General features: G+C 41.6%; 10 protein-coding genes. 3 read left to right on the top strand and 7 right to left on the bottom strand.

The genetic code is table 11. The features are described 5' to 3' along the window. Nucleotide 1 precedes the first annotated feature (1 nt). The 5 genes from trpD to TOL2_RS12080 form a co-directional block, all read right to left on the bottom strand. Nucleotides 2–1,021 (bottom strand): anthranilate phosphoribosyltransferase, encoded by a 1,020-nt coding sequence (gene trpD / locus TOL2_RS12105; RefSeq protein WP_014957725.1) that lies wholly within the window; start codon nucleotides 1,019–1,021, stop codon nucleotides 2–4. 4 nt (nucleotides 1,022–1,025) lie between these two features. Continuing rightward, on the bottom strand, nucleotides 1,026–1,598 hold the full coding sequence (locus TOL2_RS12100) for an anthranilate synthase component II (protein WP_014957724.1): 573 nt from the start codon (nucleotides 1,596–1,598) through the stop codon (nucleotides 1,026–1,028). Continuing rightward, a complete protein-coding gene (gene trpE / locus TOL2_RS12095; RefSeq protein ID WP_014957723.1) occupies nucleotides 1,599–3,089 on the bottom strand; it encodes an anthranilate synthase component I in 1,491 nt (496 codons plus the stop codon). It lies immediately after the preceding gene. Between the two features lie 335 nt (nucleotides 3,090–3,424). After that, the gene (locus TOL2_RS12085) at nucleotides 3,425–4,513 is read right to left on the bottom strand and encodes a hypothetical protein (RefSeq protein ID WP_014957722.1); all 1,089 of its coding nucleotides are present in this window, start codon (nucleotides 4,511–4,513) and stop codon (nucleotides 3,425–3,427) included. After that, nucleotides 4,503–6,866 (bottom strand): SNF2-related protein, encoded by a 2,364-nt coding sequence (locus TOL2_RS12080; protein WP_014957721.1) that lies wholly within the window; start codon nucleotides 6,864–6,866, stop codon nucleotides 4,503–4,505. The genes TOL2_RS12085 and TOL2_RS12080 overlap by 11 nt, the downstream gene beginning before the upstream one ends. A 223-nt stretch (nucleotides 6,867–7,089) precedes the next feature. Between TOL2_RS12080 and TOL2_RS12075 the strand changes: the two genes are divergently transcribed. Both TOL2_RS12075 and TOL2_RS12070 read left to right on the top strand, forming a co-directional pair. Then, the gene (locus tag TOL2_RS12075; RefSeq protein ID WP_014957720.1) at nucleotides 7,090–8,601 is read left to right on the top strand and encodes a B12-binding domain-containing radical SAM protein; all 1,512 of its coding nucleotides are present in this window, start codon (nucleotides 7,090–7,092) and stop codon (nucleotides 8,599–8,601) included. Nucleotides 8,602–8,613: 12 nt separating this feature from the next. Beyond that, nucleotides 8,614–9,876, top strand: a complete 1,263-nt coding sequence (locus tag TOL2_RS12070) for a CinA family nicotinamide mononucleotide deamidase-related protein (protein WP_014957719.1) — start codon at nucleotides 8,614–8,616, stop codon at nucleotides 9,874–9,876. On the opposite strand, the gene TOL2_RS12065 is transcribed toward TOL2_RS12070, so the two are convergent. Then, nucleotides 9,838–10,596, bottom strand: coding sequence for an alpha/beta hydrolase (locus TOL2_RS12065; RefSeq protein ID WP_041279465.1), 759 nt, complete (start codon nucleotides 10,594–10,596; stop codon nucleotides 9,838–9,840). The genes TOL2_RS12070 and TOL2_RS12065 overlap by 39 nt on opposite strands. Before the next feature lie 100 nt (nucleotides 10,597–10,696). Here TOL2_RS12065 and rlmD point away from each other — a divergent pair, with 100 nt between their 5' ends. Then, a complete protein-coding gene (rlmD, locus tag TOL2_RS12060) occupies nucleotides 10,697–12,085 on the top strand; it encodes a 23S rRNA (uracil(1939)-C(5))-methyltransferase RlmD (RefSeq protein WP_014957718.1) in 1,389 nt (462 codons plus the stop codon). 45 nt (nucleotides 12,086–12,130) lie between these two features. Here rlmD and TOL2_RS12055 read toward each other — a convergent pair whose 3' ends face one another. Beyond that, nucleotides 12,131–14,038 carry a bifunctional acetyl-CoA hydrolase/transferase family protein/GNAT family N-acetyltransferase gene (locus tag TOL2_RS12055; RefSeq protein WP_014957717.1) on the bottom strand — a complete coding sequence of 636 codons (1,908 nt, stop codon included), beginning with the start codon at nucleotides 14,036–14,038 and terminating at the stop codon, nucleotides 12,131–12,133. Between the last annotated feature and the right edge of the window lie 71 nt (nucleotides 14,039–14,109).

Raw genomic sequence — 14,109 nt, 5'->3', positions numbered from 1 at the left:
ATTATGCAGCCTCCCCGGTATAATCCACAAGCAGTTTAAGTTTTTCAAGGGCTTTGCCCGAATCAATGGATTTTTCAGCCAAAGCAATTCCATTTTTGATTGTGTCTGTTATTTGCGCCGCAACCAGGGCCGCACCGGAATTTAAAAGTACAATATCTCTTTTGGGTCCTTTTTCACCGTTGAGGATGGCCAGTGTAATGGCTGCATTCAATTTAACATCACCGCCTTTAAGATCTTCAGGGGCTGCATAGTCTTCAAAGAAATCCAGCGGGTCCAGGTCATAGGATCGGATAGTGCCGTTATTCAGCTCTGATATTCTTGTAGGTGCCGTGGTCGTTATCTCATCCATGCCGTCGTGGCCGTGTACGACAAATGCTTTGCTGACACCCAGAAGTTTCAGAGCCTGGGCAAACATCTCTGTCAACTGCGGGGCATACACGCCCAAAAGCTGGCAACTGGCCGCAGCCGGGTTGGTCAAGGGACCCAGCATGTTAAAAATACTTCTGATGCAGCATTCTTGTCTGGCTTTGCCTGCATACTTCATGGAACCGTGGTACATGGGTGCAAACATGAATCCGATACCGATTTCATTAATGGCTTCTTCAACAATTTCAGGGTCTGTATTCAGATTTACCCCTAATTCTTCCAAAACATCGGCACTGCCGCATTGGCTTGAGATACTTCTGTTGCCGTGTTTGGCAACGGTCACACCGGCACCTGCCACTACAAAAGCCGTGGTGGTGGAAATGTTGAATGATCCTGATTCATCTCCGCCTGTGCCGACAATATCAATGACATTTTTGGACAGGGTCTGGATTTTTATGGCCTTGCGTCTCATGGCTCTTGCAGCACCGGCAAGCTCTTCAAAGGTTTCTCCTTTGGTGGCAAGAGCCGCCATAAATGCCCCGATCTGGGCTTCTGTGATATTTCCTGAAAAAATATCCATGAGCATGGAAGCGCTGCTGTCCTGGTCAAGATCCTGTCCTGCAATGATTTTTTTTAAATTCTCTATAAAGGTCATGGTCTTATGCTGCTCCTTTGATAAAATTTCTGATCAGTCTTTTTCCCATTGTGGTCATGAAGGATTCCGGATGAAACTGAAGCCCCTGTGTGGGATGTTCTTTATGGCGAATGCCCATTATTTCTCCATCTTCAGTTGTTGCGGTCACCATCAGGCAGTCAGGAAGATTTTTTTCACAAACCGCCAGGGAATGGTATCTCATGACGGTAAATGGTTTTTTGATGCCTGAATAAATATGCTCTCCGTCAGCAGTTACAACAGATGTCTTCCCATGCATGATCTGTTTGGCATGGATGATTTTTCCGCCAAAGCTCTGGGCAATCACCTGGTGGCCAAGGCAGACACCCAGAATTGGAACTGTGCCGGAAAACTGCCGGACCACCTCCAGGGAAATCCCGGCATCTTCGGGGCGTCCTGGTCCGGGGGAAATAACAATGGCACCTAAGTTCAACGCTTTAAGTTCATCAATGGATATTTTATCATTTCTGAATACTTTTACATCCACCCCGGTTTGAAGTATGTAATGAACCAGGTTGAAGGTGAATGAATCGTAATTATCTATCACTGCAACTAACATTTATCTGCCTCCATTGTTATTTGAAAGGGCAAGTTTTAATGCCATTTCCACACTTTTTGCCTTGTTCTGGCATTCCAGCAATTCTTTTTGGGGGTCAGAGTCATATACAATACCGGCCCCGGCCTGAACCGTCAGTTTATCATTTTCCATGACAGCCGTCCTGATAGTGATGGCAAAATCCATGTTTCCGGTAAAGGAAATATACCCTGCAGCCCCACCATAAACCCTTCTGGGAGTATTCTCAAGTTTGGCAATAATTTCCATGGCACGGATTTTCGGGGCTCCTGACAAGGTGCCGGCCGGAAAAGTAGCCTTGAACAGATCATAGGCATCCACGTCTTTTTTCATGTCACAGGTGATATTGGATACCAGGTGCATGACATGGGAATAGCGTTCAATCACCATGGTGTCCGTCACCTGGACGGTTCCGGCTTCTGCCACACGGCCCAGATCATTTCTGCCCAGATCAATGAGCATCACATGCTCGGCCCGTTCTTTTTCATCATTCAACAGCTCATCTGCAAGTTTTCGGTCTTCCTGCTCTGTCTTGCCTCTGGGCCTTGTACCTGCAATGGGCCTTAATGTGGCAATATTATTTTCAAGCCTTACCATGGTTTCCGGTGATGAGCCTGCAACAATGATGTCTTTAAAATTCATGAAAAACATGTAGGGTGAAGGATTGATATACCGCTGGGCGCGGTAGATCAGGATGGGATCAACATAGGCATTGCATGAAAACGGCTGGGAATAAACCGCCTGAAAAACATCTCCTTCAACAATATGTTCTTTAATTTTTTCAACGCCTGCCATATATTCCTGGGCCGGGGTTTCCGGTTCCAAACTAACATCCTGGGACTGCACACTTTTTTGGGGCATAAAAGGTGTGTTTATGGTTTCAAGCATCTGGTTAAGATCTTGTTGCGCATTTTCAAACAAGGCTTCATGATCATTGCAACCATCTGTGTAACATATTTTCAGGCAGGTTAATGTTTGTTTGATATTATCGAAAATAATCATTTCATCGGGAATGATAAAATGGGCATAGGGCATATCATGGGGCAGACAAACCGGGATTTTTTCAAAAAATGAAACCATCTCATAGGTAAAGTATCCGGTAAATCCACTCCAGAACCTTGGCAGTTCAGAAATTTGAGCCGGTATAAACCCTTTGGAAAAGCTTCGGATAATATCTAACGGCTCATTGTGATGGGGTATTTTTTTTGTTTCATTTTTTGTTTGTATCTCAACATCATGAGAAAATATTTTGATATTACCAAATGCAGATATACCCATGAAACTGTATCTTCCCCATCTTTCACCACCCTCAACACTTTCCAGCAAAAAGCTCTCTTTTTCTTTGCTGAAAAATTTTTGTAAAATTGAAACTGGTGTTTCCGTGTCTGCAAGAATCCGGGTGCAGACCGGTATGACATTGCAGGTTTTGGCAAGTGTTAAAAAATCTTGCTTTTCAGGAAATTGCTTTAAAATCATTTATTTTCCTTAAAATTAAAAAAGGCGTGCAATTGTTTATCAAGATGCAGCCTTTTAAAATACAAAGGCTGCGACATTATTTTAATTGTTTTGCTGCCGCAGCCTTTGGTTCTTTGTATTTTATTGAACGGTTAGTCTGACGGCAGCAAGAGCCATATCCAGCTTTGCCACCACCAGGTAAGTGTGTTGCGAATATGTAAGATGTTTTTTTTCATAATTTTAATTTTCTTTTTATTTTGGGTAAAATACCTAAGATTTGATTTAGTGTCAAGAAAAATGTTTCTATAAATAGAAACAAAATTAAAATTTCTCCGTTGTCAAAGCGCACATCATAATCAGCACATATTGCAGCCCTGGTCAAGGCATTTGGCGCAATTTAAATGCATGTTTTTACATAATCCCAACGAGTACATGCTTGTACCGCACGATTGACAGACCATGGGGTCAATCTGTTTTGTAACCGGATTGTATATCATGAAAACATCCTTTTTCTGGTGCCCGCAAATAAGAGTAACAAAGACTTTTACACAGGGTGTGGTCACTGCCAGGGCTGCAACAGGCGTGATGTCGATTTTGATGCTGTACTTGTTTAACAGATCCTTTTTTTTTGCGGAAAGCTCATCTGGAATCATGTCTATTTTTGCCTCTCTTTCCTGGGTGAGCTTGTCTGATATGCCTGTCCTTAAAAGGCTTTCCTTCATTTCTTTTTCCAGGGCGCTGTAGTATTCATCAAGACTTAAAGAGTCTCTTTTAAATCTGCGGTTCATGCTCTGCTTGAATTCTATAAGTTCATGCTCAATTGCATCAGGGCCGTATAAATTGATCAACTCATGGATGTGCTGGATTTCTTTTTTTGTATATCCATGACCGTTTTTGACCTGGTATTCTTTTTCGATACTGGGGATCATATCAATCATTCCAGGTGCTAAAGCGCCGGTATCAATATTAAATGAAAAATCCAGCAGCCCTTCTTTTTGTTCGTCGCTTTGTGCAAGAAACCTGCATGTCAGGAGAATATACCTTGTTTTTATTTCTCCTGTGCCTGTGATTTTCGGTTTGCTTTTGAAAAATTCAAATTGTTCCATGATCAGGTTGTTAAATCCTTGTGTCTTAATATAATTAAACGACAAGGATAGCTTGAGGAAAGGCGGTTTCGAACCTGCCAGGGATGCAATTTTGTCAAGAAGGGGACTTTGAAATTGTATGGTATAAAGTTTCTTGTCTTCAGGGGCTGTTACGTTTTTTGTGTCCGGTGCCAGTGAAATATATTCTTCCACATCCAGTGCAGCAGAAAGCTCTTGTGGCAAAAGCGCATCTATTATTTCTCCTCTGGGTTCTAAAACAGCACCCCTGTCCTTGAGAAACCGGCAGGCAAATTGTATAAGGTCCAGGTCTTTTCCGGCAATGGGAGCATCAGAGTTCATAAGTATCTCCAAAAAGTTTATCATCCAGTTCACGGGTTTTATCATACCCAGTCTTGGCTCTTTTTATCCTTGTCCCCAGATTGGCAAAGGAATCTTTGCGATCTTTTTTGTTTTCCGAGTTCACCCAGATGTCATAAACTATGTCGCTGAACTCCTTTTCCCCTCTGATCCTGCCCAGGATCATGTCGATTTCACCGATGACCATTTCAAACATATTGATTTTTTTGTCAAGAATATCAAGGATATAATCCTCAATTGAGCCAGTTGCACAGAAATTAAAAATCTGCACTTCATTTTCCTGGCCAATCCTGTGAATACGACCGATCCGTTGTTCGATTTTCATGGGATTCCACGGCAGGTCGTAGTTGATCATTCTTGAACAAAACTGGAGGTTTCGACCCTCTCCGCCGATTTCCGTTGTGACCAGTATCTGGTTTTGATCTTTGAACGCTTCAATGGCCTCATCTTTTTGATGATTGTTCATTGCACCGTGAAAAAGAGAAAATGAGATTTCATTCCACTCCAGAAATTCAGCAAGATGTTCAATTGTTCCTTTGTATTTAACAAACACAATGATCTTCTCGCCTGTGGCCCTAATAATTTTCAGCAGATTCATGTTCTTGGGTGTGTCTAAAGTTGTTCGGCATAGATTCCTCACAGCCCTGATCTCTTTTTCATAGTCCAGGAGGTAATCCTCTTTTTCCAGCATCCTGGTCAGGGTCGATTCAACTGCTTTAGGCGACGATCCTGCCTGAGCCAGAAGATTTTTGATAACCATTTTTGCCCGGCCCTTTTTTTTGGCATTCAAGGATGTGATTAACGCTTCCAACCGTTCATAAAACTCTTTTTCTGCTTTTGTAGGCTCAATGCGTATGGTCTGTGCAAATCTGGGCGGAATGTTGATGCCTGCCAAGGCCCTGGTATTTCGGATCATGACCTGGCCTAACAGATCTTTGAGAAGAGTCCGGTTTTGTGGATCTGTGGGGTCTCCGCTTTTCATGAATTTTTCCCGGAATGAGGTGGCGGTTTCAAGCTGTCCGGGTTTGAGCAGGGTAATCAGGTTGTAAAGCTCCATCAGGTTGTTTTCCACGGGGGTTGCCGTAAGAAGGAGGATGAATCTTTTTTTCAGAGAATTGACCAGCTTCCAGTTCAAGGTCGTGCGGTTTTTCAGGTGGTGGGCCTCATCAACAATGATCATGTCATATTCTCGACTGGTGATCATGTCATAATTTTTTTTTGATTTTGCCTGGTTAATGGATGCAATGACAAAAGGCTCGTTCCAGAATGTTCTGGAAGCTGATTTAAAGCCAGGGTCATCAGTTGACGGGATATCCATGTTAAACTTTGATTTCATCTCATCCTTCCACTGGCTTACAAGGGGCGTGGGAGTCAGGATCAGGGCGGTTTTTACCATGCCCCGTTTGATATATTCCGTAAGTATTATCAAGGCTTCAATGGTCTTGCCAAGGCCGACTTCATCAGACAAAAGGGCTCTTCCCCTGAATCGCTTTAATACTTTTTTGGCGGTCTCTTCCTGATACCAGAAGGATTTTACCCTTATCAGCGAAGGAAGACAGATAAGGTTTTCAAAGGATTCTGCAAACCTGATTTCATGGCTCATCAAAGCCAGTTCATAAGCTTCGGGGCCTACAGGTTCAGGGTTTAGCAAGGTATTGAAAAAAGTGTCTTCATTAATTTTATAGGTTATTGGAATATCAGGCACCTTGGGAGAAAGTGGCGGTTGAGATATGGGTTTGAGTGCTTTTTTTTGTGTTTGATCCTTTGTAGAAGGTTTGGGTTCAGGTTTCGGTTTTGATTGCTGCTTAGGCTGGTTTGATCGACAAATCATGGCATTTAGATTTTTTTCATATTCCTCCCTGCGAATCATTGACAGGCAATACTCTTGAATACTCTTTATTTGTTCCTTTATTCTTTTTTTATCTTTGATTTTAAGCTTGGTGAAATTTTCAAGCACATCACCGGCTTTTTTTTTGCATTCTTTATGTTTTTTAAATTTCAAAAGCTTATACACCATTTCGATTTTCATATCATCGGGCAGCTTGCCTATCCGTTCCAGGTTACTCATGGCATCCAGCTCTAAAAGCTCATTGCCTGTGCTTGACGCAATATGTCCCATTAATTGAAAAATATCTTCCTCGTTGGGCAGGGCTTTGACTGCTTTGTTAAGGAATTTAAGAGCTTTGTCTATATTGTTGATATGAAAATAATATCGGGCATCTTCATAATGAACCCAGCCTTTTTCCCTGGCCGTTTGTTGAGATTTGGATGTTTTAACCTGTTTTTTTTTTGCTTTTCGCTTCTGCTTTTTTTGGTCTGTTTTTGATTTTGCCAAAACCAATCCTCTTTTTAAAATATTTCTTTGATCAACTGAACTTTTTTTATAATAAATACAGTTGAATTACCAGAAGATAAATTGAATTGATCCTGTTTAAAGAGGCATGGCAACAACTGTAAAAACAGCACAAATAACAGATTAAAAAATTATCAGGTGAGCATTTGATACAAATATGATAAAAATGATGATTTTAATTTTCTTTGCTTTAGGATGCTTAACCATGTTGTTGATTTTTCCGCCCGTAGCCAAGCCGTGTGAACCGCCCGCCGGGGTGGCTTTGTTGTCTTCCGCCTTAAAAGAACATGGATTTGACTGCCATGTGTTTGATGCAAATATTGAAGGGCTTTTATACCTGATTAATTCGGATCTTGTTCCTGTTGACTCATGGTCAAAACGAGCATTAAAGAACAGGGAACAGATTTTGTCGGATCTGAAAAACTCCTCTTTGTATGAGAATATGGACCGGTATCACCAAAGGGTTTATGACTTGAACAAGCTTTTGTCCATCAGTGTGGACAATAAAAGGTTCAAGATTACCTTGAGCGATTATTCCGATTCCAAACTTTCAAGTGTTAACAGCAAGGATTTGCTCAAAAGCGCAAACGAATATCAAGAGAATCCATTTTACCGTTTTTTTGAAGAGAAAGTCCGGCCACAGGTTTTAAACTCAGATTCAAAATTTATTGGAATTTCCCTTTGTTACCTGAACCAGGCCCTGACCAGTTTTGCCCTGGCAGGATGGATAAAAGATAATTTTAAAGACAAACAAATTATCATGGGCGGCGGCCTGATATCCTCCTGGATGAGCCGGCCTGATTACAATGATCCGTTTAAGGGCTTGATTGACGTGACCATAAGGGGGGAGGGGGAACAGCCGCTGCTGGAATTTCTCGGCAAAAAAAATGTTGAAAAACGGCATTATGTTCCTGATTATGATTTTGTCAAAGAAGATCTGTATCTTGCACCTGGAAAAGTTCTGCCTTTCAGGGCATCCATTGGATGCTACTGGAGTAAATGCAATTTTTGCCCGGAAAAGGCTGAAACCCGTCCTTATAGCTCTCAGCGGGCATCAAAGGTGTTGCAGGATTTAAAAACCATTGATCAGATATATAAGCCTGATTATGTGCATTTTCTTGATAATGCAGTTACTCCGGCTTTCTTAAAAGCTTTGTCCGTCAATGAATTTGGATTTAAATGGTATGGGTTTGTAAGATTTGAAAAAGAGTTTCTGGACCTGGATTTTTGTCTTGGCCTGAAAGCGTCGGGGTGTGACATGCTCAAGCTCGGGCTTGAATCAGGAGACCAGGATGTGCTGGATCAGATGAATAAAGGCACGGATCTGAATCTTGTGTCAACCATGTTAAAAAATCTGCATCATGCAGGAATTTTAACTTTTGTTTACCTTCTTTTTGGAACCAGCTTTGAAGACAAGGCTGCGGCATTTAAAACCCTTGAATACGTTAAAGCACATAAAGCCTATATTAATTATTTAAATCTGGCAGTATTCAACCTTCCTAAATTCAGTGAAGATGCCAAAAATATGGATACCCAGGAGTTCTACCATGGCGATCTTTCCTTATATTTAAATTTTACACATCCATATGGATGGGACAGGCGCAAAGTCAAACAATTTTTGGATAAAACATTTAAAAAACAGGTTGTTGTCGGGTCAGGTATTCGTAAAAATCCAGCGTTTTTTTCATCCAACCATGCAGCATTTTTTAAAATTTAAGGGGTATGCATCATGATGGCTCACATTCTTTCAACTGGAGATGAAGTTCTTTTAGGGGATATTATTGATACAAATTCAGCCTTTCTTTGCACTGCACTCAAAGAGTTGGGCATTAAAGTTCAAAAGATCACAGCTGTAGGTGATGAACTTGACACTCTTGCCTCAAATATTGTTGATATTTCCTTGCAGACAGATCTCTGCTTTGTTACCGGGGGGCTGGGGCCAACCCGGGATGATTTGACTTCTGTTGCCTGCAGCAAAGCTTCAGGTCAAGCTCTTGAATTGAATGTGACTGCTTTGGCATCCATGCAATCCTATTTTGAGAAGAGAGGTTTTAAATTCACCAAAGATAACGAAAAACAGGCTATGCTGCCGTTGACTTCAAAAATGCTGGTAAATCATAATGGCACGGCACCCGGGTTTTATATGAAAATTAACCAGTGCCTGTTTTTCTTTATGCCGGGTGTTCCATCTGAAATGAAACTGATGTTTGAACAAGAGATCAAAAAAGTGCTGGTCACTGAATTTGATCTGAATGAGGATATTTTGATTGAAAGGCTCACCGTGTTTGGTCTGCCCGAATCAAAGGTTGGCTCATTGTTAAACGGGTTTGACATGAATTTTTTTGGCATGCGCCTGGGCTTTAAGGCTGATTTTCCAGTGATTGAGGTTAAAATAATTTTATCTGTTACCTTTCAAAACAGATACAAAGCCGACTCAGATATGGCAGTGGCAAAAAAATGGGTGGTGGCGCAGCTTGAAAACAAAGTAGTGTCCGACCAGGGCTTGACCCTTGCCCAGGAGGTTGGCCGCCTGTTGACTCAACAAAAGAAAACGCTTGCCATTGCAGAGTCTTGTACGGGTGGCCTTATTTCAAACATGGTGACCGATGTTGCAGGAAGCTCGGACTATTTTTTGTTTTCCGCTGTTACCTATTCCAATGAAGCCAAAATGAACGTTTTGAATGTCCAGAAGAAAACCATTCTTGAACATGGAGCAGTGCATGAAAAGACTGCTCTTGAAATGGCTCAAGGTGCGAGATTGAAAGCAGGTGCTGATTTTGCCATATCAACCACCGGAATTGCCGGGCCTGGCGGAGGTACCGATGACAAGCCTGTGGGCATGGTGTGCATAGGGCTTGCCGGGCCATCTTTTGCAAAGGCTAAAACCTATCGATTTTCTTTTGAGGACAGGTTTAAGAATAAACAGATGTTTGCCATGACCGCATTGGAACGCTTAAGACGGCATCTGGTTTCCTTGGCTAAAACAGCGTAAAAACCAGGCTGCGGCTTCTTTTTCAAATTCGGCCTGATCTTTTTTGGATGTCATCTGGTGGTCTCCGTTTTCATGGATGATTAATCGTTTGGGCTCCTTGGCCAGAGTGTAGATGTCATGGGCATTTGAAACCGGAACAACTTCATCTGCATCTCCATGAAAAATCAGTACATTGGAAAGGCTCCCGGCTTTTTTTGTTATGTTAAAGAGAAGGTTTTCTTTGAAAAAGCTTAAAGGCAGGGCAGGCCGGCCATTATTTGCACCTGTTGGAATTTTTTCAACGGTGCGGCTTTTTGCAGGTGCAGAACACAGCACAGCCCCGCAAAGACGGACATCCATTGTTGACAGGGTGTTCCAGGCATTGATGCAGGTGGAACCGCCCAGGCTGGAACCGAAAACAGCCAGGTTGCGGCTGGTTTTTCCAAGACCCAGAACATGCTGTACAGCATTGATGAAATCAGCTGTTCTTTTTTCAAGGGAGGTGTCCGTGATAAAGTCACCCTGGCTTTTTCCGCATCCCCTGTGATCAAATCGGAAAAAGGCAATATTGTTTTTTACAAGCAGAGTGGATAAAACTTTTTGCTTTGCAGATTCTTTTGAGCCTTCAAGGCCATGGGAGCCTACAACTAATGGTGGTTGGCCAGCTTGCGGCAGGTGCAAAACCCCTTTGAGCAAAAATCCCTGGGAAATAAATTCAATTTTATGAGTGGTAGTTTCCATAACTTGTCTTTATGCCATTAAACCTTTATAATATCAAGTTCTGAAAATTTGGGATGAAACTTAAATACTTAAAAAGAATATTTAAAAAGAAACAAAAATTATGAGCATTAAGAAAAGAAAGGCCTATGAACTGGAAATCACGGATCTGGCCTTTGGGGGCAGGGGACTTGCAAAGCCTGATGGGTTTCCGGTTTTTATTGACCGGTGTATTCCAGGAGATGTGGTATTTGCAAAAATAACAAAAAAGAAAAAATCCTGGGCAGAAGGAAAGCTGATAAAAATTTTACAGGAATCTTCCCTTAGAAAAGAGGGAAAATGTCAATATTGCAATTTTTGCGGGGGATGCAAATGGCAGCAGATTGGTTATGATCTTCAGCTTGAGTATAAAAAAAGACATGTCACGGAATCCATGCAGCATATTGGCGGGTTAAAAGATGTCCTGGTAAAAGATGTTATCCCGTCGGACAATATTTATGAGTATCGTAATAAAATGGAATTTTCCTGTTCTTCGAAAAGATGGTTGCTGCCGTGGGAGCTTGAAAATGAGGAGATTAAAAAAGATTTCGGCATTGGACTTCATGTGCCTGGCACCTTTGATAAGGTCATTGATATTAAGCGCTGTGAAATTATGCCGGATCTGGGTAACCAAATATTGGACGATGTTAGAAATTTCATAAAAGAATCAGATCTGCCAGCTTATAATTTAAGGACTCACGAGGGGTTCTGGCGGTTTTTAATGCTAAGGCATTCGGTAGCATTTGATACATGGATGGTTAATATTGTGACCACCTTTAAACAAATGGATGTGGTCCGGGATCTTGCATCTGTTCTGACTCAAAATCATCCGCAGATTAAATCTGTTATGAACAATATTACTGATGCCAAATCCGGTGTTTCCATTGGCAAAGAAGAGATCTGTCTTTATGGTAAAGATCATATAAAAGAAAGGCTGGGAAAATTTGTGTTTAAAATTTCACCCAATTCATTTTTTCAGACCAATACAAGGTCTTGTGAAAATTTATACGCCAAAGTATCGGAGTATGCGGCTTTGACTGGCAAAGAAACTGTGATTGATCTTTATTCCGGAACCGGCACAATTCCCATCTGGCTGTCTGATCAGGCAAAAATGGTGTATGGCATAGAGATCGTAAAAAGTGCTGTGGTTGATGCAAAGCTCAATGCCCAATTGAATGGAATTGAAAACTGTGAATTTTTTGAAGGGGATATCAAAGATGTCCTGCCAGGTTTGAAACAAAAACCCGATGTGATGATTATTGATCCTCCAAGGGTTGGCATGCACAAGGATGTTGTTCAACAGGTGCTTTACATCAGCCCTGAAAAAATTGTTTATGTCTCATGCAATCCTGCAACCCTTGCCAGGGATCTTGAAATGCTGGCCCCGGAATATGATATTAAAGAGATACAACCGGTTGATATGTTTCCCCATACCTATCATATTGAATCTGTTGCATTGCTTTTGAAAAAATAAATTTTGCAAGTGTCCCGGCCCGGGAAAAGGGCCGGGTTAGTGGGTCTATTCTTCTTGATAGTCTTGTTTTTCTTGATTGTTTTTAGGTTCAGAGAACAGGCAGCTTAGAATAATCATATCCTCATCTTTTTCTGATCTGACTTTATATGGAAGCTTATAAAATAATTTTTTCATTCCTTTGTTTTCAGGAGAGGTATATGCCACAAGCCCTTTGATTCCATTATCCATTGCTGCCCTTGCCAGCATTTTTTGAAGAATCTGTGCAATTCCCATGTGCTGGTATTCTTTTGATACGGAAAATGCAATTTCAGCCATATTGATGATGGAATTTCTAAAATATTCGCCAACAGCTATTATTTTTTCAAACCCCAGTTCTCCAATTGTGGCAACAATGGTAAGGTCATTGATATAATCAATTTCAAATGTCGTATCAATCTGATCATGGACAAAACTCTTTTTTTCATGAAAAAACCGGGAGACGATATCTCCTCGGTTCATTGTATAATAGTGTTCTTGTATGCTTCTTTCGTCAATGGGTTTTGCAGGCCTGAACATGACGGGGATTTCATTAATGATAACGGTTTCTTCATATTTTAAGGGATAAACGCCTTTAATTGCCTGTTTGAATTTTCTGCCTATATCAATTAATTCAAGCTCTTTTGCTTTTGAAAACAGCTCGTCTCTGAAATCGGGGTGGGCAATGCTGATCAGTGCCATGGCTCTTTCCTGGAGGGTTTTTCCGAAAAGGTTAACAACACCATATTCTGTTGCCACATATTGAACGTCTCCTCTTGGAACCACCACGGCAATTTCTGATAAACTGGGAATTATCCGGCTTTCCCGGCCGTGATTTGATGTAGAGGTCATAATCAGAATTGATTTGCCGCCCTTTGACATGGCAGCCCCCCTTGTAAAGTCAAGCAGGCCGTTAATGCCGGTATAATTATTAAAAGGCAGTGCGTCTGCTGCAACCTGTCCTGTCAAATCTATGGCCATTGCCGTGTTAAGCGTAACCATGGCATTGTGCCGGGCAATGATGGAAGGATTATTGATATAATCTGAAGGGTGAAATTCAATGGATGGATTATCATCAATAAATTCATAAAGAAGATTAGATCCCACCGCACTTCCCGCCACAAGCTTACCATCATTAAACCCTTTTTTTTTGTTGGTGATAACCCCCATGGAAAAAAGTCGCATGAGGCTGTCTGATAAATATTGAGAATGGACGCCAATATCGTTTTTTTCAGACAGGCAGATCATGGTGGCTTCATTTGTGACGCCTAAATTGGTCTGAAGGGTGGAGCCGTCATCAATCAGTCTCGAAATATGCCTGGCAATGGTATTGGCGGTTTCAAGTTCCGGAAGCGGTTGAATGGTTAAAAGCTCTTCCTCATGTTCAACAATATAATCAACATCATTGACGTGGATAAAGCTTCTGCCCAGGACCCGTGGCATATTAGGATTTGTCTGACAAATCACAATATCTGCGGATTCACAGGCAGCAAGAGTTATATCCACGGAAACCCCCAAACTCATCCATCCGAAATCATCAGGCGGTGACGCCTGTATCAATGCTGCATTGAGCGGCATCATTCTTGATTTGAATAAATGGGGAATCTGTGAAAGGTTGATGGGGGTAATAAATCTTTTGTTGCGGTGTATTTTTGTGGGGGAGGCTGAACCCAGGTAAAAGGACCGGATATTAAACTGTTGAGAATGGGATCGGTTGGCAACCAGTGTCAAGGGGCCGCTTTCAATGCTTAATAACCTGACAATCTCAAGATCCGTAAATCTGGAGCAAGTCTCTGACAGTTCAGAAACCAGATGTTGTGGCTCTCCGCATGAAGAGCCTATAAATACCCTTTGGCCGGGTTGTATGTGTTGTAATGCCTTTTTTGCGCTGGTTAGTTTTTGGACATAACTGTCAGCCCAATAACTTGTTTTCTGCATAACTTGTATCTCCATTATCTGTTAAAAAACATGATAGCATACTAACACGAAAATGATTTTAAGATTATTAA

The sequence above is a fragment of the Desulfobacula toluolica Tol2 genome, from assembly GCF_000307105.1.
Lineage (GTDB): Bacteria > Desulfobacterota > Desulfobacteria > Desulfobacterales > Desulfobacteraceae > Desulfobacula > Desulfobacula toluolica.
This window is presented reverse-complemented; position numbering and strand designations above follow the sequence as displayed.

What these genes read in the sequence shown, in the direction of transcription:
- TOL2_RS12070 (WP_014957719.1), top strand. Translation starts at nt 8,614, where the DNA reads ATGATGGCTCACATTCTTTCAACTGGAGATGAAGTTCTTTTAGGGGAT.
- rlmD (WP_014957718.1), top strand. Translation starts at nt 10,697, where the DNA reads ATGAGCATTAAGAAAAGAAAGGCCTATGAACTGGAAATCACGGATCTG.
- TOL2_RS12085 (WP_014957722.1), bottom strand. Translation starts at nt 4,513, where the DNA reads ATGAACTCTGATGCTCCCATTGCCGGAAAAGACCTGGACCTTATACAA.
- trpE (WP_014957723.1), bottom strand. Translation starts at nt 3,089, where the DNA reads ATGATTTTAAAGCAATTTCCTGAAAAGCAAGATTTTTTAACACTTGCC.
- TOL2_RS12075 (WP_014957720.1), top strand. Translation starts at nt 7,090, where the DNA reads ATGTTGTTGATTTTTCCGCCCGTAGCCAAGCCGTGTGAACCGCCCGCC.
- TOL2_RS12100 (WP_014957724.1), bottom strand. Translation starts at nt 1,598, where the DNA reads ATGTTAGTTGCAGTGATAGATAATTACGATTCATTCACCTTCAACCTG.
- trpD (WP_014957725.1), bottom strand. Translation starts at nt 1,021, where the DNA reads ATGACCTTTATAGAGAATTTAAAAAAAATCATTGCAGGACAGGATCTT.
- TOL2_RS12065 (WP_041279465.1), bottom strand. Translation starts at nt 10,596, where the DNA reads ATGGAAACTACCACTCATAAAATTGAATTTATTTCCCAGGGATTTTTG.
- TOL2_RS12055 (WP_014957717.1), bottom strand. Translation starts at nt 14,038, where the DNA reads ATGCAGAAAACAAGTTATTGGGCTGACAGTTATGTCCAAAAACTAACC.